This window comes from Treponema sp. OMZ 798 (assembly GCF_024181385.1).
GTDB lineage: Bacteria > Spirochaetota > Spirochaetia > Treponematales > Treponemataceae > Treponema_B.
Genome location: NZ_CP051305.1, coordinates 335,917 through 356,994, shown reverse-complemented (window position 1 = coordinate 356,994; position 21,078 = coordinate 335,917). Strand labels below are relative to the sequence as shown.

At 37.4% G+C, this 21,078-nt stretch carries 18 protein-coding genes, 1 tRNA gene and 1 pseudogene; 2 read left to right on the top strand and 18 right to left on the bottom strand.

The genetic code is table 11. From position 1 onward, the window contains the following. Nucleotides 1-10: 10 nt before the first annotated feature. The 17 genes from E4O07_RS01715 to E4O07_RS01635 all read right to left on the bottom strand — a co-directional run bounded on the left by E4O07_RS01715 (nt 11) and on the right by E4O07_RS01635 (nt 18,077). Nucleotides 11-2,128: an ATP-binding cassette domain-containing protein gene (locus E4O07_RS01715; protein ID WP_253730576.1), complete on the bottom strand. Its 2,118-nt coding sequence runs from the start codon at nt 2,126-2,128 to the stop codon at nt 11-13. Nucleotides 2,129-2,186: 58 nt separating this feature from the next. Beyond that, nucleotides 2,187-2,777, bottom strand: coding sequence for a hypothetical protein (locus tag E4O07_RS01710; RefSeq protein ID WP_253686940.1), 591 nt, complete (start codon nt 2,775-2,777; stop codon nt 2,187-2,189). Continuing rightward, nucleotides 2,761-2,931 (bottom strand): hypothetical protein, encoded by a 171-nt coding sequence (locus tag E4O07_RS01705; protein ID WP_253686939.1) that lies wholly within the window; start codon nt 2,929-2,931, stop codon nt 2,761-2,763. The genes E4O07_RS01710 and E4O07_RS01705 overlap by 17 nt, the downstream gene beginning before the upstream one ends. 91 nt (nt 2,932-3,022) lie before the next feature. Further along, the gene (locus E4O07_RS01700) at nt 3,023-3,724 is read right to left on the bottom strand and encodes a pseudouridine synthase (protein ID WP_253686938.1); all 702 of its coding nucleotides are present in this window, start codon (nt 3,722-3,724) and stop codon (nt 3,023-3,025) included. A gap of 15 nt (nt 3,725-3,739) precedes the next feature. Then, complete coding sequence (gene scpB, locus E4O07_RS01695) at nt 3,740-4,291, bottom strand: SMC-Scp complex subunit ScpB (RefSeq protein WP_253686937.1); 552 nt, start codon at nt 4,289-4,291, stop codon at nt 3,740-3,742. Then, a complete protein-coding gene (locus E4O07_RS01690) occupies nt 4,275-5,051 on the bottom strand; it encodes a segregation and condensation protein A (RefSeq protein ID WP_253686936.1) in 777 nt (258 codons plus the stop codon). The genes scpB and E4O07_RS01690 overlap by 17 nt, the downstream gene beginning before the upstream one ends. A 42-nt stretch (nt 5,052-5,093) precedes the next feature. Then, complete coding sequence (gene recA, locus E4O07_RS01685) at nt 5,094-6,335, bottom strand: recombinase RecA (protein WP_253686935.1); 1,242 nt, start codon at nt 6,333-6,335, stop codon at nt 5,094-5,096. 412 nt (nt 6,336-6,747) lie between these two features. Next, nucleotides 6,748-8,631, bottom strand: a complete 1,884-nt coding sequence (locus E4O07_RS01680) for a bifunctional metallophosphatase/5'-nucleotidase (RefSeq protein ID WP_253686934.1) — start codon at nt 8,629-8,631, stop codon at nt 6,748-6,750. 136 nt (nt 8,632-8,767) lie between these two features. After that, nucleotides 8,768-9,880, bottom strand: coding sequence for a YibE/F family protein (locus E4O07_RS01675; RefSeq protein WP_253686933.1), 1,113 nt, complete (start codon nt 9,878-9,880; stop codon nt 8,768-8,770). A gap of 79 nt (nt 9,881-9,959) precedes the next feature. Beyond that, nucleotides 9,960-11,060 (bottom strand): ISAs1 family transposase, encoded by a 1,101-nt coding sequence (locus E4O07_RS01670; protein ID WP_253686932.1) that lies wholly within the window; start codon nt 11,058-11,060, stop codon nt 9,960-9,962. Between the two features lie 47 nt (nt 11,061-11,107). Next, nucleotides 11,108-12,115, bottom strand: a complete 1,008-nt coding sequence (locus E4O07_RS01665) for an NADH:flavin oxidoreductase (RefSeq protein WP_253686931.1) — start codon at nt 12,113-12,115, stop codon at nt 11,108-11,110. 69 nt (nt 12,116-12,184) lie between these two features. Next, nucleotides 12,185-13,966, bottom strand: coding sequence for a hypothetical protein (locus E4O07_RS01660; protein ID WP_253686930.1), 1,782 nt, complete (start codon nt 13,964-13,966; stop codon nt 12,185-12,187). Next, nucleotides 13,959-14,879, bottom strand: a complete 921-nt coding sequence (locus E4O07_RS01655; protein ID WP_253686929.1) for a hypothetical protein — start codon at nt 14,877-14,879, stop codon at nt 13,959-13,961. Before E4O07_RS01655 ends, E4O07_RS01660 begins: the two co-directional genes overlap by 8 nt. Nucleotides 14,880-14,973: 94 nt before the next feature. Beyond that, complete coding sequence (locus E4O07_RS01650; RefSeq protein ID WP_253686928.1) at nt 14,974-15,315, bottom strand: PUR family DNA/RNA-binding protein; 342 nt, start codon at nt 15,313-15,315, stop codon at nt 14,974-14,976. A gap of 70 nt (nt 15,316-15,385) precedes the next feature. Next, nucleotides 15,386-17,239 (bottom strand): phosphoglucomutase, encoded by a 1,854-nt coding sequence (locus E4O07_RS01645; RefSeq protein ID WP_253686927.1) that lies wholly within the window; start codon nt 17,237-17,239, stop codon nt 15,386-15,388. A gap of 33 nt (nt 17,240-17,272) precedes the next feature. Further along, nucleotides 17,273-17,956, bottom strand: coding sequence for an MgtC/SapB family protein (locus tag E4O07_RS01640; protein ID WP_253686926.1), 684 nt, complete (start codon nt 17,954-17,956; stop codon nt 17,273-17,275). Between the two features lie 39 nt (nt 17,957-17,995). After that, a tRNA-Leu gene (locus tag E4O07_RS01635) sits at nt 17,996-18,077 on the bottom strand. Nucleotides 18,078-18,279: 202 nt separating this feature from the next. Between E4O07_RS01635 and E4O07_RS01630 the strand changes: the two are divergent. Together E4O07_RS01630 and tyrS are read left to right on the top strand one after the other, a co-directional pair. Continuing rightward, nucleotides 18,280-19,031: pseudogene (locus tag E4O07_RS01630) on the top strand (Rpn family recombination-promoting nuclease/putative transposase). 49 nt (nt 19,032-19,080) lie between these two features. After that, nucleotides 19,081-20,301, top strand: coding sequence for a tyrosine--tRNA ligase (gene tyrS / locus E4O07_RS01625; RefSeq protein ID WP_253686925.1), 1,221 nt, complete (start codon nt 19,081-19,083; stop codon nt 20,299-20,301). Nucleotides 20,302-20,332: 31 nt separating this feature from the next. Here the strand turns inward: tyrS and E4O07_RS01620 are convergent, their stop codons facing one another. Further along, entirely contained in the window at nt 20,333-21,073 is a 741-nt protein-coding gene (locus tag E4O07_RS01620; protein ID WP_253686924.1) for a 16S rRNA pseudouridine(516) synthase, read from the bottom strand. Between the last annotated feature and the right edge of the window lie 5 nt (nt 21,074-21,078).

Genomic DNA, 21,078 nt, shown 5'->3' with positions numbered 1-21,078 from the left:
CCTCCAAACTTTACCTTATAAGTTCATCGATATTAGTTTTTTTAAGCTCAGAGCTTATCGAAATTATAATTATCAAAATGATTATAAGAAACGCTGCAGAGAGCGAAAAAATATCAAAGTTAAAAAGGCTCTTTAAATTTACTATTCTGCTGCAATCCAATAAGTTAATAAAATACTCACCCAAAAATAAGCTGATTATCATAAAAAAGAAAACCGATGCAAGGCAGACAAAAAAAGAAATAATCAATCCTTCTTTGATAAACATCTTTTTTAATTCCTTTGTTGTATAACCCAATGAGCGGTAAATGCCGATATCCTTACGTTTAGCCGTAATTAAATTTTTTAAGCCGTTATATGCCGAAAGCACGGCAATAACACCGAGAATAATTAATGTAAAGATTATACTTAATTTATAACCGTAAATATCATCAAGATATGATTTTCTTTCCAGCGAAATATTATCGCTTCCCTTAAAAATGGACTTAAACAAAAGGTAATTAGTGTGCACCTTTTTTCTGGTATCTAAATTTTCATCTATAAATATATCGAAATATGTAAATTTATAAGTAGTTTCAGAAAGATAAATCTTACTTAGATATTTAGTAAATTCTTCTTCCAAAAAATAAATATTTTCATTTACATAGATCGAATCGGAGATTCCTTCTTCCCCTAAATAAAAAGGATAATTTAAATTAATTCCGATATTACGCATAAAGGCAACAAAACCGGACACATCCATATCTTCATTAAATTTCTTCATTTCAAAAAAAAGGCCTTCATCAAAATCAGAGATGTATCTTAAGTCGTCGATTATACCTACAATCTTTAAATCTTCATCGTAAAAGTCGGAGTCCTTTGGAACCTTCCCTGCAAATTTGCAAACGGCTTTATACGAAATAGGAAGTTCTTTTAAGCGGTTAAATAAATCGCCGGCGGAAATATTTTTAATATCAATAAGATTATCAAAAGTATAAAGCAGTTTAAGTGCATAAGCTTTGCTGAATAAAATCTCTTTAGGATTTTCAGGAAAGCGTCCTGCAATTATATCTTCCGAAAAGCTCGCCTTATTTTTTTCCTGCATCATATTTATAAAAACGGGTAATTTTTCTTTTTCGAGTCTTATACTTGAAGGCAAGCCTAGAGTTAAACCGTAAATTTTTTCTTTAAATTTTCCGTTATAGTCTTCAATGTTTTGAAGCAAGGCGTTTAAACTCATACCTGCACTGCTTAAAGTAATTTTATCGGCCTTGTACTTACCGTAAAGATATTGATCTATTCCATAACTTACAGCCTTAAATGAGCCGATCGAAAATATAAATATTCCTAAAATAATAACTAAAAGTTGTAGCGAATTAAAAAGCTTTAATTTTTCTGATAGAATATTTATATAAAACCTGTTTTTAAAACTTGAATCTTCCGGCTTAATTTTATTTTCCGCTCTGCGTTCAATTTGTGAATCGGATTCAGATTGAGTTTTTTCTTTTATAGATTTTAGTTTTTTATTATCGATAGTTAAAATTTCATCGGCGTATATCCTTGCCAATTCTTCATCATGGCTTACAAAGATAATTGTTTTGCCCTTAAAAACTTCTAAAATTAAATCGCAGATTTCAATCTTTGTTGTTTCGTCCAAACTTCCTGTAGGCTCATCACAAAGCAGGATATCGGTATTTCTTGCCAAAGCTCTTGCAATACTCGCCCGCTGTCTTTCGCCCGTAGAAAGCATAGAAGGTTTTTTATAAATATGTTCGGATAGGCCGACCTTTTTAAGTAAGTTAATTGCAAGCTCTTCTTTATTTTCTATACCGTTATGGAGAGCAATTACGATATTTTTTAATAAATTTTGATGCGGAATTAAATTACTGTCTTGAAAAATAAAGCTGATATTTTCCCGTCTAAATTTATCGTAGTCTTGAATCGCTTCACCCTTATACAAAACCTCGCCGGAATAGTTTTTGTCTATGCCTGCAATTATATTTAAAAGACTCGATTTTCCGCAGCCTGAGGGCCCCAAAATAAAACTTATTTTTCCCGAAGCAAAATTATGAGAAAGGTCATCCAAAACAATTTGTTTTTCATCTCCGATAGAATAGCTTTTAGTGATTGATTTTAATTTTATATCGTGCATACCTACATTTTAACATGGTATAGTTTGAGGTGTCAAGTTGATTTTTGGGTAATTTTGGTTATAAAACACGATAAAGCTGTACAAGGTCTTTTTTATTTTTTGTTATAATTTCAGTATCTAAAATTTGAAATCCGCTTTTTATATAAAAATTTATTGCCTTTTCTATTTTTTCGCATTCAATAAAAACAATTTTTCCGCTGGTCAAATTTAAAATATTTTTTACTTGCTTTAAAACAATATCCATTAAATCAGAACCATTAATTGATTTTGATTTTTTATTGAAATTTTTACTAAACTGAGCAATAAGAATCGCAGGTATTTTATAAGAATTAGAATCTTTATCATAATATCCAAAACGGCTAATAATTTTTATTTCTGACTTTGATAGAACCTCTTTTTTCAAAGTTAACATCTTTGTAGCTAATGTAAAATATCCTAAAATGTCGCATCCTTTTTTTGAAGAAACCACAAGATAGGTAGATGAGGTATTAAGTTTTGTTGATTGGACTGCTTTTTCTTTCAAGAATTCTTCAACATCTTTATTTGTTGAAGAAAACACATCCGACATAGATTTAAAAAAAATCTCCCCTCCTTCTGTTGCTAATAGATCAAATAATCTAATAATTTCAAAACTATTTTCTTTTTGCATTTATCAGTTCTATTAGGCGTTCTTGAGAAAGTGTTACAATATTGATATCTTTTAACGGCCTTTGGTTCTCTTGTTCTGAAAATAATTTTACAAAATTACCGGCTTCTTTTTTTGTTTTTATAACAAAAGATTTTGCCAAACTTGATGTAGCCATCTCTCACCTCCATACTATTTAATTATACTATATTTGAATAAAAAATTAAAGCCTCTTGGGATTTTATTGTCCGTAAAAATTAAAAGCACACTTAACCCAATAGTCCTTTAATTTCTTCGGGAGTTAGAGGGCGGTGTTTGCCGGGGGGAAGGTCTGATAGGTACACGCAGCCTATTCTGACGCGTGTAAGTTTTTTTATTTTGATATTAAAAAATTTTAAGACGCGGCGGATTTCGCGGTTTTTGCCTTCAATCAAAACTATGCGCATCTTGTTTTTGGCTAGGCGCTCAGCCGAGAGGGCCTTATAAAAAACGCCTTCAATGCGCACACCCCTTAAAAATTTTTGGAGAACCTCGTCGGGGTATTCAAAAACTGTTAAGACCTCATATTCTTTTTCGATTTCGGAAGAAGGGTGCTCAACCCTTGCAGAAAAATCTCCGTCGTTTGTAAAGATGATTGCCCCGCCCGAAAGCATATCCAAGCGGCCGATATTGTAAAGCCTTTCGGTGTAGATATCTTTTAAGAGGGAGGCAGCGATGGGTCTATCCTTCTCATCGGCAAGGGAACAAACATAGCCTTCAGGCTTGTTCAATAGAATATATCTTTTTTCGGCCTCGGGGAAAATTTGTTTTCCGTCAAAGCAGATTTTTTCCGTACCGGAAACCTTTGTGCCGAGCTCCGTTACAATCTTGCCGTCAACACTTACCCTTCCGTTTAGGATGAGGTTTTCCGAGGCTCGGCGCGAAGCGACTCCGCAGCGGGCTAAATAAACTTGAAGTCTTATTTCTTCCATAAAAATTAAAACACCTTATCGGGCAAGCTCGAATCTTTCTCTTTCGGTTTCATCCAGCTTCGGAAGATCAGCAATGCTGTTAAGCCTAAAAACTTTTAAGAACTCCTTTGTGGTGCCGAACATTGAGGGCTTGCCGGGAACATCCTTTTTGCCGACCTCTTTTATAAGGTCCTTTTCGGCAAGGAGGCGGATCATATTATCGGCGGAAACACCGCGGATAGCTTCAATTTCGGCCCTGGTTACCGGCTGGGAATAAGCAATTATCGAAAGGGTTTCCATGGCGGCACGGGAAAGGCGGCCCTCATTTTTTTTACCGTAGCGGTCTTTTAGGTGCTCCCACAATTCTTTTTTGGGCATTATCACCCAGCCGCCCATCATCTTAGCAAGCTCGATTCCGCTTTGAGGCGCAGCATAGGCTTCCTGCAGGGCCTTGATTGCATCGTTTACGATTTCGGGCGAGAGACCTGATATTTTACAAAGAGCCTCATCGGTTAAGGGGTCGCCTTCCAAATAGAGGATGGCCTCAACCAATGAGATTTCCTTTTCCAAATTATAATTCTGAACCATTATCCTGCTCCCACGGGCGTATTTTTATATCGCCGAACATTCTGTTTTGCCAGATACTCGCCATCTTAAATTTTACGGCTTCTAAAATTGCCATAAAAGCACAGACCACATCCATTAAATTGCCCTTACGCACAATCAAATCGGTAAACATACACTCACCCTTTTGATCCAAAAGTTCGTTCATGAGGGTAATCTTTTCGTTTACCGAAACTTCTTCGTAAAGGTCTAGGATGTGTTCGGCATTATAGTTCGACATAAGTTGTGAAAAGGTTTTTAAAAGATCCCAAGTATCGACCCGCTCCCAAAGTTCTTCTTCTCCAAAAGGAAGGGCGTGCTGAATTTTTTTTCTTTCAAAAAACCATTCCGCTTCGCTTTCTTTTTCTTCCATAAGTTCGGAAAGCTTTTTATATTTTTGATACTCGATGAGCTTATCGACCAGCTCTGAACGCGGGTCTTCAATGTCTTCATCATCAACCGAAACCTCAACCGGCAAAAGCATTCTGCTTTTTATATAAATTAAATTTGCGGCCATCGAATAAAAATCGACAAGGTTATCCAAATCGGGTTCAATTGCATAATCCAGATATTCCAGATATTGCTCGGTTATTTCTGCAATCGGAATATCGTAGATATTTACCTCGTTTTTGTTTATCAAAAAAAGCAGAAGGTCTAAGGGGCCTTCAAAATTATGCACCTTAAATTCCGTATTGGAATAGGTTGTTTCATGTGTATCAATCTGACTTAAAGCTTGTGTACTCATAATGCCGCTCCTCTTTTATTGTTCGGCATTTTAAAAAAAAACTTAAAAAAGACTGTCGTCTGCAGGAACACCAACTACTTCGGCTTTCTTTGTCTTTGAAGCAGCCGGTTTTTCTTCAAAATCATCATCTTCTTCTTTATTGCCTTTCGGAGAAGCTTCTTTTGAACTATCTTCTTTTTTAAGAGCTTCGACAGCCTTTTCTTGAGCTTCCTTTTGCTCCTTAGTTTTTTCTACAAAGCTTGAAACAAAGGGCCTGCCCGGGAAGAGCTTTTCTCTCAATTCTTTTTCGATTTTTTGAGTTATTTCTATATTATCTTCCAAGAATTTAACGGCATTGGGTCTTCCCTGTCCGATTTTATCGTCTCCGTAAGAATACCATGAGCCGCTCTTTCCGATTATCTCTTGTTTTACGGCAGAATCTAAAAGGCTTCCATAGGGACAAACCCCCTTCCCGAAAAGGATTTCCATTTCGACCTTTCTAAAAGGAGGAGCGACCTTGTTTTTTACAACCTTTACGCGGATCTTATTTCCCCATGCTTCATCTTCTCCCTTACTGAGAGTTTCAATCTTGCGTACATCCAATCGGACGGAGGCGTAAAATTTAAGGGCATTTCCGCCGGTAGTGGTTTCGGGGCTTCCGAACATAACGCCTATCTTCATTCGGATTTGGTTGATAAAGATTATCATACAGTTGGACTTGCCGATAATGGCGGTGAGCTTTCGCAAGGCCTGACTCATCAATCGGGCTTGTAAGCCCATGTGAGAGTCTCCCATTTCTCCGGCGATTTCTGCCTGAGGAGTTAGGGCGGCTACAGAGTCAATTACTATTATGTCAACCGCACCTGAGCGGACAAGACTTTCGGCTATTTCAAGAGCCTGCTCTCCCGTATCAGGCTGAGATACCCAAAGCTCATCAATGTTTACACCCAAGGCCTTAGCATATTGGGGATCGAGGGCATGCTCGGCATCGATAAAAGCAGCTATGCCTCCCTGCTTTTGGGCTTCGGCGACGGCATGAAGAGCTATGGTAGTCTTACCCGAAGATTCGGGGCCGAATATTTCGATAATTCTGCCTCGCGGATACCCGCCGATACCGAGAGCCTCATCCAAAAGAATGCTTCCCGAAGGAATTATCTCTATGTTTCCGATAGCGGAATTATTTCCTAACTTCATCAAGGAACCCTGCCCGAATTGTTTTTCAATTTGAAGACGGGCTGCCTCCAGAGCCTTTAACTTATCGTCCGGACTTGTAACCGCCGGTGTTTCAGTCTTTACTTTTGCCACAATGTTCTCCTATAAAAAATTTTTGAAGCAAATATCAATTTGCGAAAAAAGTTTTTTCAAGTAGTTTTGCTTTTGCAAAACTACATACAATAACATGATGTTTTGTACAAAACACAAAACTCGAAGGTAAACAGTGAGGCTGAATTTCTGCCGAACTGTTTATCGAATCTCCTATAAAAAATTTTCTCATTCTACTAATATTGTATAAATAAAAAAGATTTTTTCTCCCTTTTAAAAAAAATATAAAAAAGTTTTAATTTTTCTTGATCAAATACAGTTCAAAATTAAGAACTGCTAAAAGATTTGTTTATTATATAGAATTTTTAGGCAAAAAGCAAGAAGTCTTAAGCGTTTTAAGTCAACCAAAAAGCTCCGGCCCTCATAAGACAACCGGAGCTTTAAGCAAGGTAGTTTAATTTAGTTCATAGATATTTATAGATTTTACATTCGGTGTTCTTCCATCCTCCGATTTGGGAATCTTTATCTCACCTGCTCTAATCTTATTTAAGATTTCTTCTCTGCCCTTGACATTGGAATCAAAACCTATAATCTTCCAGTTATTGTTTGTCACAGGTTTAATAACACCCTTTGACACATCCTTAACATATTTTACTATCAAGTCTCTTATACGCCCTGCATCTTGCATCTCCATATAAGAATCATAGTAAACATCTTTATCGCTTATAAGGCCAAGTTTTGTCAAAGTGCCGAAACGGTAGTTATTTACAGCCAATTTATAGGTCTTTTTCGGATCGATGGGATTTCCTTTTATCCTTGCATTTTTAATCCTTTTTTCAGGTGCTTGAGAAATATCAATATCGTAGGTTATACCTTCAAACATATCGTAATTGTAGCCTCTGATATTGGGATTAAATGAAATTGTCACATCACCTTTTTTGGTAGTATTATAATAAGAAGCAGACCACTCCATGTATTTTAAAAGATTTTCACCGCTTATATTTACCCCCATCAAGGTGTTTGCATACTTATAAATGAAGGCTACATCTTTTTTCTTAAAAAGACCTGATTTCAAATTCATCTCAGACCTGAAGGCCGCGGCAGAAGAAACATCAGCCTTCGTATAATACAGCTGAACGGTATTTATAAGATCTATTAAGGCAGTATCCTCCAACTGGATGGTCGGCATGGTAGTAACCTTATCATCACCGGTAATATAATCGACGCGCTTTATAAAGTCCTCGGTTATATTACCTATTACCGTATTTGCATCACTTAAAGAAGTTTGATGAACAAATTTGAATTCTTCTTCCATCTGCTTATTAGATGGAACTTTTTTTGTTTCCCTATTCTCAGCCTTTACAGAAACAACCGTCCACTTATCCTTTTCTTTTTTGACCTTTACTTCTCCTACAGCCAAGGCCCATCCGTAGGCACCGGGTTCTATTATCCAGGTCTTATCCCCGTTCATACCATCCACTATACTTGCATATTTAGCGTGCTCATGCCCTCCGAAAATTATATCGAATTCCGGGATTTGCTTTGCAATTTCAATAACGCCTCCGTTAGAACCGTATTCGGCATTTCGGCCTAGGTGGAAGGCTCCTACCAAGACATCATACTGCCCCTTTAAAGAATCAACAGTGCGGCGCGCAGCATCCAAGGGTTCTTCAAAGCTTAAGCCCTTAAAGTGAGAAGGTGAAGAAGACTCCCACATCGGAATATGGGGCGGAATGAGTCCCACAACAGCAACCCTTACTCCTTCAATTTCCAATAATTGATAGGGCAGGACAAAAAAGCTCTTATCCTTTTCATTCCTGATATTTGCACTTAAGACTGCCCCATTAAAATTACGGATATTCCGTGCAAGAAATTCCTTTTCAAAATTGAATTCGTGGTTACCCAAAACCCAAATGTCATAGTTCATGTAGTTCATTGCCTGAACCATCGGGTGAGTTTCCAAGTCATTAAAAAGTTCGGCATTATTATCCTGAACGGTATCGCCTACATCAATGAGAACAGTGTTTGGATTTTCCTTTCTTAGCTCTTGGGCTAAGGTAAATGTTTTAGAAAAACCGGCACCCGGCACCTCTTCACAAACAGCATACTCAAACGGATAAAGCCTGCCGTGAACATCTCCGGTTACACCGAAGGTGAGGGTTACATTTTCCTTTCCCGCTTCACCCTTCCTAATTACCGCATGAGTTAACTTAACCTCATCCGACTGCTTGCCTGTTGCAAGCATTTCCCTCTTTGATCTTACACTGCTATCTTTTACACGGGTCTCCAAACACGAAGTAAAAGAAAAAATGACAAAGATGGAAATTAAAACACACATCAACCTTTTTTTTCATAGCATTCCTCCTACTATAAAATTTTTTTTTCGAGAAGTTTTGCTTTTGCAAAACTACATACAATTATGATAAACATAGAAACTTGCTTTTTAAGCCGGAATGTTTATCATATCCCGCTTCTTATTTACGTGGAAGCATTGCCGCAAAAAATGCCGTACAAGGAACGGAAGTGATTATACCCATGCTGCCTGCAAGCCCTTGTACAATATGTATTACAATTTTGGGGATATTTATAAATTGCCTTAAGCTCATACCATATCCCCATATCATCATTATCAGAGGTAAGGATGTCCCTGCAAAGGCCAAGATAAGAGTATTACTCATAGTTCCGGTTATATCTTTACCTACATTTAAGCCGGATTTAAATAATTTCTTTTTTTCGATTGAAGGATCTATTGTCAATATTTCGTGCATTGAAGAAGAGACGGACATGCTTACATCCATTACGGCCCCAAGAGAGGCTATCAAAATAGAAATAAAAAGAAGACCGTTTAATTTCAGATTATAGTCAGGAGCAATATTCAAAAGCTGTTCTCCGCCTTCCATATTCACACCGGAAAGATTTGCCGTATACGAAACTATTATCGAAATAAGCCCTGCTATGCTTATTCCGCAAATGGTTCCGAGTATTGCCGCATAGGTCTTGCGGGAAAAACCGCTTACCAAAATAAAACTTACGAAGGTTACTACTGAAACAAGTAAAATGGAAATAGGAATAGGAGCAAAGCCTGCAAATAAAGCAGGAACTAAAAGGCTCACAATAACGGTGCAGGTAAAGACCAAACCCAATAAGGACTTAAGACCTTGACGCTTCCCAAGGAAGATTAGGGAAAAAGAAAACCCCAAGGCTAAGATATAAATATGAGTATCCCGTTTTTGATTGTACAACCAAATGCTTTCTTTTTCGTCTTGAGTCCTGATTGTGAATACAGCCTTTAGATCCTTATAGGCCCTTGTATTATGCAGAGCACTTAAAGTATTGTAAGTCTCATAAACCTTATTTTTTTTACTGCCGTCCAGAATTTTTACTGAAATTTTTTGTATTCCGCGATAACGTCCGGCAACTATAGGATCCTCAGTAAGATCTTCTTCTAGGACATCTTGAACCACACCCAAAGCAAATTCTTGAGTAAACATAGGCCTTTGCCCTAAACCGGTCCGAATTTGAGGCATAAAGATAAGCAAAAAAATGGTAATCAAAAATATAACTACCGCAAAAATTCTATCACGCATACTCCAATAAAATTATACTATGAGTATATGCGCCTGTCAATGATGAATAGTTTATTTACACGGCTTACGCATGAATTCCTTAGCTAAATAAAACATTAAACCTAAATGAATCATCAAAAGTACAAAGCATTTTCTTCCTTTTCAGAGTTTTACCATTTTGATACATTTTTATTCGATTAAAGCAAATCCTCCTTAAAATTGCTATGTTTTCAGCAGTATTTTTTTCTCGAATTTGACATTCATCGTCTCTAAATATTACATCCAGCGACCAGTGTAAAGTGTTTTCTATTGTCCAATGTGTTCTTACAGCTGTTACAAACTCATTTATATCCTCTATGCTGCTAATAAAGTAACGCTTTTCACTGTATTGTTTGCCTTTGCACCTTACAGTGCTTTTGACCATTCCAAAACTCTTTAAATTTGCCCATTTATTCTTGTCTTCAAACCAGTTTAGATTATTTGAAAGAAAGTATTCTCTTTTTTCTTCTCTGCCATGCCCTATATCCAAGGTTTCAAATCTTAAAAGTGTGTTTTGAAAGTCTTTATCTTCTATAGAAAAATAATCTTTTACATCATTATACGCTGCCGGCTGATTTTCTTTTAGAGCCAATACATAATCACATTTTTTCTTTGTGATTTCTTTTGCTATTTCTTTTTGACACCCCATGGCATCTATAGTAATTATCGAGTGTTTTAGTTTTAAAAGGTTAAGGAGTTCAGGAATTGCTGTGATTTCATTCGATTTTTCAGCACATTTTATTTGTCCTAATACAACTCCCGCTTCGTGAGCGAATGCACTTACCAAATGAATACCTCTACTTTGTTCACTTGCACTTCCACGTAATGTTTTTCCGTCAATGTGAATGTATGAACCTGTTGGAATATTAAGGGATTGTTCAATCCACGAGATAAAAAGGCTTTGAAATTGTTTGGGATTAATCATCGCAAGGACTCTTCCTATGGTGTCGTGCGAAGGAACTCCATTTTCTAACAAGAGTCCTACCTCATTTCTTAGCCAATCCTTTTTTACTTCGGCAAATTCCCCTATTTCAAATACAGTTTGAACTCCGCTACAAACAGCACACAGTGCTATTACCAATATTTCGCTGATTAGATGTTTTACTTTGCCCGACTGACGATTATCATTAAGTTCGTTAAAATATTCTTTTAATGTTTTCATACTTTAAATATCGGCTATTTTTTTTCATGCGTAAGCCGTGAGTTTATTTAGCCTTCCAGTTTTTTCATTGCCTTTTTAGGCCAATCGGAGTCATTTAGAAGAGCCCGGCCTACCCCGATTAGATCGGCTTTTCCTTCAGCCAAAATATTTTCGGCAGCTTCGGGGCTTACGATTCCGCCTGTAAGAATTACAGGCACTTGAACCCTTTCTTTTACGGCCTGAGTTATACGGCTGAACCAGCCTTCTTCTTCAAGCTCAGGATTTGTGTAGCCGCAAAAGCCTCCCGAAATATCGAGTAAATCGACTCCGGCTTCCTTAAAAAGAAGACAGGCCTTAACGGAATCTTCAAGGGAACTGCCTCCCGAAATATAGTCGCAAGCCCCTAAACGGACTGCAATTAAAAAATCAGGGCCCGTTATCTTGTGGATTGATTCTATTATTTCTATATGAAGTCTTGTTCTTCCTTCAATGGAAGAGCCGTTATATTTATCTGTCCGTTTATTCATAATAGGAGAAAAAAACTGGTTTAGCAAATAGCCGTGAGCCGAATGTATTTCGACGCCGTCAAAATCTGCTTCTTTTGCACGCCTTGCAGCCTGAGCAAAATCGTTTATAACCTTATCTATATCTTTCTGGGTCATAGCACGAGGCAGCTCATAATCAGATGTTTTACGCGGAATCTTAATAGAACTTGAACTTAAAACATCGTATCCTGTTATTTTAGGTTTTGCAGCAGCACCTGCATGAGAAATCTGAGCTATCACTTTTGCTCCATTTTTGTGCAAAACGGAAACAAGCTCTTTAAAACCTTCAATTGTAGAATCATCCGAAATAGAAAGCTGTCCCGGACTGGCCTTACCTTCAGGACTTACATAAGAGTGTTCAGTTATAACAAGACCTATATAAGCCCCTCCGGTTTTTTCATCGTAATAATCGCAAAGGGTTCGGCTTACAATTCCGCCTTCATCAGCCTTTTCGGAAGCCATAGGAGGCATTACCAATTTTGTGTTAAGCTCGATATTTTTAATTTTAAAACTAGAAAACAATAAAGACATATCAAGGCCTCCATAAAAATCAGTGCTATTTAGTATTCTATCACAGTTTTCAAAGAATTGTAAGGCCCTTTATTCCGAACGCTGATAAAGAAGTGTAATAATCAGAAAAATAAGGCTTATGACAGGCAAACTGAAAACTATGAGAGATACATACCGCGGCGTTAAACAAACAAAAAACGCAATTTGCAGTTTAAAAATATATCTGAAAGTCTCCATTATAATATAAGACAAAAACGGACAAAGAGGCGAAAACAAAAAAAGCCTTTTATTTAATCTTCTACCCGGCAATACTCTAAAGCGCCAAGCCAATATAAGAACAAGCAAAGAGACAATCAATAATAAAAGAGGCTCAATCAAGCGGTATAAAACCTCGCTCAAATAGGCTTCTTTTTTTAGACCATATTTCTCCGATATCAAGCTAAAATAGTACAAATCGGATATCTTCATAGTCGATGGTCCGCTTACAGATTTTTCAATTAAAATAAAATCGGGCATGGTCATGGGAAGTAAAATGTTATGAAGATTTTCTCTTGGAAGTTCTCCGGCCAAAACCTTGGGGTAAACATTTTTTTCTTCAGAATATCTGTCAACCGAACAAATCTGAAGCATTAACCTGTTTTTTCCTTCATTGTCTACAACTTCTACAAGTTTTGCATAAGGAATCATTATAGACCATTTTTCGGCATTGGAGACTCCTAAGCGTGTATATACAACATTCATAAGATATATTTCATTACGCAAAGTTGAGCTTCCATGGGAGATGCCGTGTATTTTTATCTCGGAATATTCATAGGTTTGCTCTGCAAGCGTAAAACGTATATCGCCCCGCATTATAAAGTTAGGAATATTTTTAAGTTCATCGGTAAAAAAGACGTTTTTTTCAAGTTCAAGCCGGGATAGACTTAAAAAACGTTCGACCTCAGGATCTTTTTGGTCAGAATTCGAAGCGCGCATAGATGAATCAATTTGTAAGAATGAATAATAAGCCCTTATATAATCTCCACTTTGTAAAGCTTCATAGGCAGCCTTTTTACTTTTATATAAGGCAATAGAGGGAGCATCCTTATATGAAGCCAAACCTTTTTCAACTTCAGCCCAAGCTCGCACTGCAAGGTTTTCTGCATCAACTCTTAAAGGATCCTCATCCCGAAAAGCTTGAACTGCAAGCTTTGCATAATAGTGAGCTGTATAAAAATCAAATGAAAGAGCAGCACGTTCCGCTCTTTTTAAGGCAGCTTCGGCACTCATGTTGTTTATATTATCTTCTGTCTGAATAGTTTTACCTAAAACGGAGCCGGCCGTATCAATAGAATTTTTTTCTTTAGCAATCTTAATCTTTTCATTCAGCTTCATTGCCTCTTCCGACTGAGGCCATATGTTTAAAGCTCTCCCGATATGATCTCCCGCTTGATTGTAGTCGTTTCTTGTATAAGCTTCTTTTGCCAGCTTATTGTATTCTCTGTATGTGAGAGTTTGAGAAACAGAGCGGGATTGGCTTTCCATCAGGATAGGTTTAACCGCTTCAGCTAAAATAACGTATAAGGATAAAACTGCAAGAGAAAAAATAAAGAAATGCTGAAGAAAGCGGATCATATTGGGCGACCGTCTTTCCATTTTTGCAGGTCCGAATTTTCCAAAAATAATAGGATAAGCAAAGATCAATGCGGATGTATAGATAAAAGGAAAATAAAAAATAAACAATAATATCGATTCACGAATTTTCCATGAAAATAAAAACACCGGAAGTACGGTTTCTTTTATCGGTAAAAAAAATACATAAGCAAAGGAAGCCGGCAGACCAAGTAAAAAGTGAACAAAAAGGTAAGAAAAAAATCTTGAAATTTTATGCATCAATGTCCCCCTCGCTAAAGTCTCCTAAGGTATCGGGAATGAAGGTCTCGAACTCTTCCTTGATCTTATTTGCTTTCTTAGGCTTAATGGCTTTTGGTCCCTTAACTTTAAGCTTCTTTACTTTAGGTACCTTTACCTTTTGCTTTTTTATTTTTTTCGGCATTTTTTTTGCACGCCTTACAAGGAGCAATATCGTTGTATAAGTATAAAGCACTAAGGCTGAAAGACAAAACAAAATAGGCTGTATCCAAAATTTCGGAATTTCAAAAGGCAGCATATCGTCTATGCTCAGGATAAAATAATCAGTTCTTATATAACTGTAAGCGTATAGGATTAAAATCAGTAAAAAAGGAAGGAGGGTAAAATTAACTATCTTCCATTCCGTTATTGTTGTAAATACCCAAAGAGAAAATATAAGAAAAAAAATCGAACCTGAAAAAATAAGATAAGATATGTAAGAAATTTTATACTGTCCATATATATCATACACAAAGGGGCGAACTATGCTGCCGGCTGCCAGCACAAAGGCAGGCTGCTCTATAAAGGCTTCCATGTGCTTATCATCAATTAATACCTTTTCTTTTGAATTAAAGGCTTGATTTATTTTTTCTCCCTGAGAGTATACAAGCGGAATAATTAAAGCAAAAAACAGCGCAAAAGATATAATCAAGGCTAAAAAAGAAAGTCCGTAGTTTTCGGAATGCCGCATCATAAAAACATAGACTGCAAATATCGAAATAATGCAGGCTATGGGAAGTATCAGATAAAGGCAATGTAAAAAGGCAGAGAAAAATATGCCCGGTACACCTCCATACATCAAAGACTGCCAAATTCCAACCGATAAAGAAAAGGCTAAAACAGCTAAAACAAAATTCGAGATAAAAACTACAGGTACAAGCAGCCAATTTTTCATATAAGATTTATTTTATCACAAAATAGGCGATATAACAAGGTGCAAGTAACTCAAATACAAAATTACAGACAAACTTTCCGTTAACTTAACAGCCTCAGCGGCTCTTCTTTTTTATTACTTTTTTTACCCTTGATTTTTCCCCATCCTTCTTTTCGGCCGGCTTTTTTGCATCGCTAAGCTTCTTTGCCTTAGCCTTTGCTTTTTCCTTTCTGTTTTTTTCGATAAATTCTATGCACTTATCCAAGCCCTGCAAAAAGGGGCGCATTTCATCTTCAAAAACGACAACAGCATGGCGGTCAAAACCTAACCCCTCGGATGCCTTGCTTTCGACAACCTGTAAAAAAACGTCGCCCTTTGTATTTTCTTTAACATTAAAAAAGTAGGTCCGGTTTTCTGCCGAAACCTGAGTTGTAAAAAGTTCACCTCTAATTCCCATAATAATTCTCCTAAGGCTTATATCTCAAGCCTTTATGTTATCAAATCTCCCATAAAAACTTTTTTGTAGACTATGCACCCAGATCTGCACGCCTTACCATTCCACCCTGCCATTCAACCAAGTATTTTTCATCTTCAAGAGATAAGCCCTTTATATCGGCCATTATTCTGAATATTGGTTCCGTTCCCGAACCCCTCATCCATATAAATGCTATGGGCTCATCTTTCGAGTTATAAAATTGAATCTTAAGACCGCCCTTACCCGAAACGGAAAAGTCCTTTAAGTCTTGAGTCTGTTTTGTTCCATTATTTGAAAAACTGCGGTACCTTACAATACCGAATTTTTCTTTAAGCTCTTCCTTCTTTTGATTCCATTCTTCTTCAAATATCTTTTGATATCGGTCTTTTAAAATTGCATGATCCTCGGTACGGATTTTTAAAACAGCCCTCTCTTCTCCTGTAGGAGTTGTTGTATATTGAGGCAAGGTCTTTAAAATATCCGTCAATGTAAAATCAGGCTTATATTTATCCATTTGTTTTGACTTCTCACACCAAATATGGAATAAGCCCTTTTTCATAAACTCGGTTTTTATTAAAAGCAGCTTTAAAATTGCAAAAATCGTGTTTATAGGATCCCTTACCTTTGCAGGGTGCGTTATGTTTCCTCCGTTGGAACCCTCGCCCAAAATTCGGACATTGTACTTTTTCTCCCGCAGCTCAGCAGCAAGATTAACAACATTGGCCTCACCTACCTCAGCCCTAAAAACTTTAGCATCAAAATAGGCAGCAACTTCTTCAATCCTCAAAGAAGTGGGCCCATTTACGGCAACTGCCTGCCTTTTATTTCCTCTTCCGGAATAGAAAGAATCAGCCAACTCCGCAATTACTGAAAGAGTAAAAACTTCTTGTGCTTCAAGAGGTACAGCCTTATTAAGCTCCTCATTCCAATAGATAATATTTCCCCTGTCGCCGTCGCAGTCGGGCATATAACCCAAAAAACAGTTTTTATCCAATGGACTTGCATCCGGATCCAAGTGAAGATACTCCATCTTTTTTGCACAAAAACCCAGGTTAGCACCCTCAGGTAATATGCCGTGCAAAATATTTCCGGGTTCTTCGTTTATACCGATTAATGCTATTTCGTTATCCCTAAAAAACCGTCTGTCGATGGATGCAGCTCTTGCACTTCCGTTAAAATCGGCCACTATAGAAAAAAGATGACCTTCGTTTTTCGAAGCAGTAACCGCTTTTTTTAGCTTATCAAAAAATTTGTTTTGTATTTTGGGGTCAGCCGAATTTGTAATTACCGCCTTGGAATAATTATAATAAGCCTCCAAGGCTTCTTTTTTTACATAGACAGTCTGCATTCTTATATCTTGTAATTTTTTCAAATTATAATCATGCAGGAATTTTAAAGCTTCATCTTCGGCATTATCTGCTTTAAGACGCTCTTTAAACATGTTGATTAAGGTCTTTGCTTGATCTCCGTCAAGAACTCCCCCGGAGTCCAAGCCGAATTTAAGACCGTTATGTCCTATCGGATTATGGCTTGCAGAAATATAAGCAAAGGCGGCACCTATGGTTCTTGAATAGGCCATGATTTCCGGAGCTGCCGTACAGCCTACAACTTTTAAATTATAAGAAGTTGAAATAAGAGTTTTAATAAACACATCTTCAATAGCAGCACCTGTAGGACGGCTGTCCCGGCCAATTACTATCGTCTTTATTTTAGGAAAATTTATCCTTAAAAATTCTGCAAAGGCCAAGGCTGCATGGGATATTAATATTGAGTCCGCATATTTTATGTCAGGATTTCTATCTTCTTCTTTTCCTGAGTCGGCAAAAACCTTCCTCCATCCTGAAGCAGATAATATCATTTTTGATAATTCATTATTTATACTTATGCTGTTGTTTGTGTCTCTCAATTACAAATACCTCGTGTTTTACCTAAAAATTTTTTAAGTTATTTTTTCTCTCAATACAATCGTATCAACTTCTTCGATTTCTTGAAAATCTCTGGTCATCTTAGAAATATTCAGTTTCTTAGGAACATTTATAAAAAGAACAACCTTGGAATGTTCTTTAGACGATTTTGATGAGCGGACATTTGTAGATACAATGGATGCGGAGTATTCCGATAAAACATTGATTATCTCCGTCATGGGAGGTTTATTTCCGTGAAAATATATTTCCAATAATTTATTTTGCCTTGCAGGGAAAATTTTAAGTTCAAGCCTGTTCACCAGCGAGAGGGTCAGAAGGGATATAACCGTCATCACTATTCCGGCCGTATATAGTCCGCTTCCTATAGCCAAGCCTATACCTGCAATTACCCATATTGAAGCCGCTGTTGTGAGCCCCTTTACATTGGCTCCTATCTTTAAAATAGCACCGGCCCCCAAAAAACCCATGCCAGAAACAACTTGCGCTGCTATTCGGGCCGTATCGCCCTTACCGCTGACTTGAGGAAGCCAGATGGATATTATCATCATACCGCAGGCACCTACACAGATCAAAATATGAGTACGTAAACCGGCTACCTGCCTCTTCCCTGAGCGCTCCATACCTATACAACAACCGAGTAAAAAGCTTAAAAGCAAACGAATTATAATGATTTTGTCTGTTAAAACTCCGGCATCCATAAAACATCCTTGCAAAGGTCATTGTAGGTTTTGAAGTTTTGCCCTGAGGGGGACTTGAACCCCCATGCCGTGAAGCACTAGTACCTGAAACTAGCGTGTCTACCAATTCCACCATCGGGGCAAACAACGCTCTATTATAGCATAAATTAGGATAGCGTGTCAATTATGTTGGAAACTGCGTGTGAATAAACCGCAAGGGACGCAAAGGCCGCGAAGGAATTTTTAATAATAAATATTTTTATCCGGAAATTTTAGTATTTTTTTCAAATAAATCCTACAAATATAATGAGGAGGGTAAATGTGAAAAAATTAGGAGAAAACAAATGGTAAAAAGATTCGAAGAATTAACATTACAGGATGATTTTATGTTTTATAAGGTCATGCAAGATCCGAATTTTTGTAAAAGACTTATTGAAATCATACTATCAGACACAATAGGTAAAATTATCTATATTTCTGTTCAGCATAATATTAAAACCTATGAACAGGCAAAGTCAGTAAGGTTTGATGTTCTTGTGCAAACAGAAGATGGTAAATTTTATGATGTGGAAATGCAGGTAAGCAATGAAAGGAATATACCAAAAAGAATGAGGTTTTATCAAGCTGCTATTGATATTTCGTTTTTGGATAAGGGGAATTCTTATAACGCTTTAAACGACAGCTTTATAATTTTTATCTGCACCTTTGATGCTATAGGTAAAATATACCTGTTTATACATTTGAAAATATTTGCCTTGAAGATAAAAACACATCTTTACAAGACGGCACAAAAAAAGTTATAATAAATGCGAATGCCTTTGAAAATACTGAAGACAAAGATTTAAAGGACTTTTTAGAATATCTTAAAACAGGTAAAACAAATAATGAATTTACAAGGGGGATAGAAGAAATGATACAAACAGTAAAACAAAATGAACAGGCAAGGCAAGAATATAGGTTATTATCTACTTTTGAAATGGATATCAAGAACAATACAAAAAGGGAAACCGCTAGACTTATGAAAATGGAAAAACTGGATATATCTTTAATTAAGAAGGTTACAGGTCTTTCAGAATCCGAAATTGAAAAACTATAATTTTAATACGTTAGTTGACCCAAGCTTAAAATTATTGTATAGTCAAAACATGAACAAAGCATTAAAAAGATTACAAGAGAGGGGCTTTTTTCAGCAATGCACCGACTTGCAAGCCCTATCAGACAGGATGGACAAGGGGCCGATCAGTTTTTACATAGGAACAGATCCCACAGGACCCAGCTTACACATAGGACACATGGTTCCGATGTTTGCCTTAAAGCATTTATGCCGCGAGGGACACAAGGGCATAGTCTTGATAGGAGGAGGCACAGCCCGCATAGGCGACCCATCGGGCAAGACCGAGATGCGCAAAATGCTTCCGTATGATGAGCTCGATAAAAATGCTGCTTCGATTCAAAGGCAGCTTGAAAAATTTTTAGCCGAAGACTTCGCTCAAGTCCGGTTTGCCGACAATAAGGATTGGATTGCAGACTTAAATTACATCGACTTTTTACGCGATATAGGCTCTCATTTTTCGGTAAACAGGATGCTCAGCTTTGAGGCCTACAAAAAAAGAATGGAAACAGGCCTTTCCTTTTTGGAATTTAACTACCAGCTCTTACAAAGCTACGACTTTTTAATGCTCAATCAAAACTACAATGTAGAGCTCCAATTAGGAGGAGACGACCAATGGGGAAACATGGTTGCAGGAAGCGACCTTATCCGCAGAAAGGTATCTAAGGAAGTTTTTGCCCTCACCGTTCCTCTCATTACAAGGTCTGACGGCCAAAAGATGGGAAAGAGCGAAAAGGGAGCCCTCTTCTTGGATCCGGACATGGTTTCGCCCTACGACTTTTTCCAGTATTGGAGAAATGTTGCCGATGCCGATGTCGAAAAATTCATGCTTCTTTTTACCTTCCTATCTATAGAAGAAATAAAGACTATTTGTGCAGGAGACATAAACAAGGCTAAGGAAAGACTGGCCCTTGAAGTTACAGCCGTCATCCACGGAAAGGAAGAAGCCGAAAAAGCCTTGGAAGGCGCAAGGGCAGCTTTTTCGGGCGGCGGCAATAAAGAAGCCATGCCCACAGCAAATTTAAACCTTGCAAAATTAAACGAAGGAATCGGAGTGCTTGACCTCTTTGCCGAAGCAGGACTTGCCTCAACCAAGAGCGAGGCCCGCCGCCTTGTCGAACAGGGAGGAGCTTTTATAAACGAAGAAAAAATCTCCGACATCAAGGCTTTAATCGGAAAAGATAAACTCGATAAGGACAACGAAATGATTCTGCGTGCCGGAAAAAAACGCTTTATGAGGGTAATTTTCGGCTAAACCGGAAGTATATGTTTTAAAATAAACCTCATCAAAAATAATCTCTCAGTGAGTCTATCTCGCAGGCGGAAAGCTCTCGGTATTCCCCGCTTTTTAAGCTTTTATCCAAAACGATTGAGCCGACTGCAATGCGGCGCAGGTAACAAAGTTCGTTGCCTGCGCTCAAGCACATTTTTTTTACCTGATGAAATTTCCCCTCGGTTATATGCATTAAAAATCCGCTTCTATTGGAACCTGTTTTGTTTTCACATCTTTCAAATTTTGCAGGAAGACATCTGTAGCCGTTTTTTAGAACAATTCCATTTTCAAATTCTTCGCAGTAATTTTTAAATTCCTCGGCGGAGAGTTCGCGGCTTAGTTCCAAATAATAGGTCTTGACTGTTCCCGACTTGGGCGAAGTAATCTTATGGGTAATCTCCCCGTCATCGGTGATAATCAAAAGACCTTCGGTATCTATATCAAGCCGTCCAATGGGAAAAAGCTTCATCTTGTCAAAGGGAGCTTTTATATAATCCATTACGGTCTTATGCACGGGATCGCTTGTCGAGGTTACGCAGCCTTGCGGTTTATTAAACATAAGATAAACATTTGTTCTAAGCACAAGAGGTTCGCCGTCTATGGTTATTTTATTTAGCTCCGTATCCAAAATAAAAGAAGGAGAAACAATACGCACCCCGTCCACACAGCAGTTTTTTTTGCGTATCATTTTTTTTACATCGTTTCTGGAGCCGAGGCCGCTTAGGGCCAATATTCTGTCTAAACGGGTTTTCAAATTTT

Coding starts and splice junctions, on each gene's coding strand:
- E4O07_RS01680 (WP_253686934.1), bottom strand. CDS start 8,631: ATGTGTGTTTTAATTTCCATCTTTGTCATTTTTTCTTTTACTTCGTGT.
- E4O07_RS01650 (WP_253686928.1), bottom strand. CDS start 15,315: ATGGGAATTAGAGGTGAACTTTTTACAACTCAGGTTTCGGCAGAAAAC.
- E4O07_RS01670 (WP_253686932.1), bottom strand. CDS start 11,060: ATGAAAACATTAAAAGAATATTTTAACGAACTTAATGATAATCGTCAG.
- E4O07_RS01705 (WP_253686939.1), bottom strand. CDS start 2,931: ATGGCTACATCAAGTTTGGCAAAATCTTTTGTTATAAAAACAAAAAAA.
- E4O07_RS01710 (WP_253686940.1), bottom strand. CDS start 2,777: ATGCAAAAAGAAAATAGTTTTGAAATTATTAGATTATTTGATCTATTA.
- E4O07_RS01660 (WP_253686930.1), bottom strand. CDS start 13,966: ATGCATAAAATTTCAAGATTTTTTTCTTACCTTTTTGTTCACTTTTTA.
- E4O07_RS01665 (WP_253686931.1), bottom strand. CDS start 12,115: ATGTCTTTATTGTTTTCTAGTTTTAAAATTAAAAATATCGAGCTTAAC.
- E4O07_RS01675 (WP_253686933.1), bottom strand. CDS start 9,880: ATGCGTGATAGAATTTTTGCGGTAGTTATATTTTTGATTACCATTTTT.
- E4O07_RS01655 (WP_253686929.1), bottom strand. CDS start 14,879: ATGAAAAATTGGCTGCTTGTACCTGTAGTTTTTATCTCGAATTTTGTT.
- tyrS (WP_253686925.1), top strand. CDS start 19,081: ATGAACAAAGCATTAAAAAGATTACAAGAGAGGGGCTTTTTTCAGCAA.
- E4O07_RS01715 (WP_253730576.1), bottom strand. CDS start 2,128: ATGCACGATATAAAATTAAAATCAATCACTAAAAGCTATTCTATCGGA.
- E4O07_RS01700 (WP_253686938.1), bottom strand. CDS start 3,724: ATGGAAGAAATAAGACTTCAAGTTTATTTAGCCCGCTGCGGAGTCGCT.
- E4O07_RS01640 (WP_253686926.1), bottom strand. CDS start 17,956: ATGGATGCCGGAGTTTTAACAGACAAAATCATTATAATTCGTTTGCTT.
- E4O07_RS01690 (WP_253686936.1), bottom strand. CDS start 5,051: ATGAGTACACAAGCTTTAAGTCAGATTGATACACATGAAACAACCTAT.
- scpB (WP_253686937.1), bottom strand. CDS start 4,291: ATGGTTCAGAATTATAATTTGGAAAAGGAAATCTCATTGGTTGAGGCC.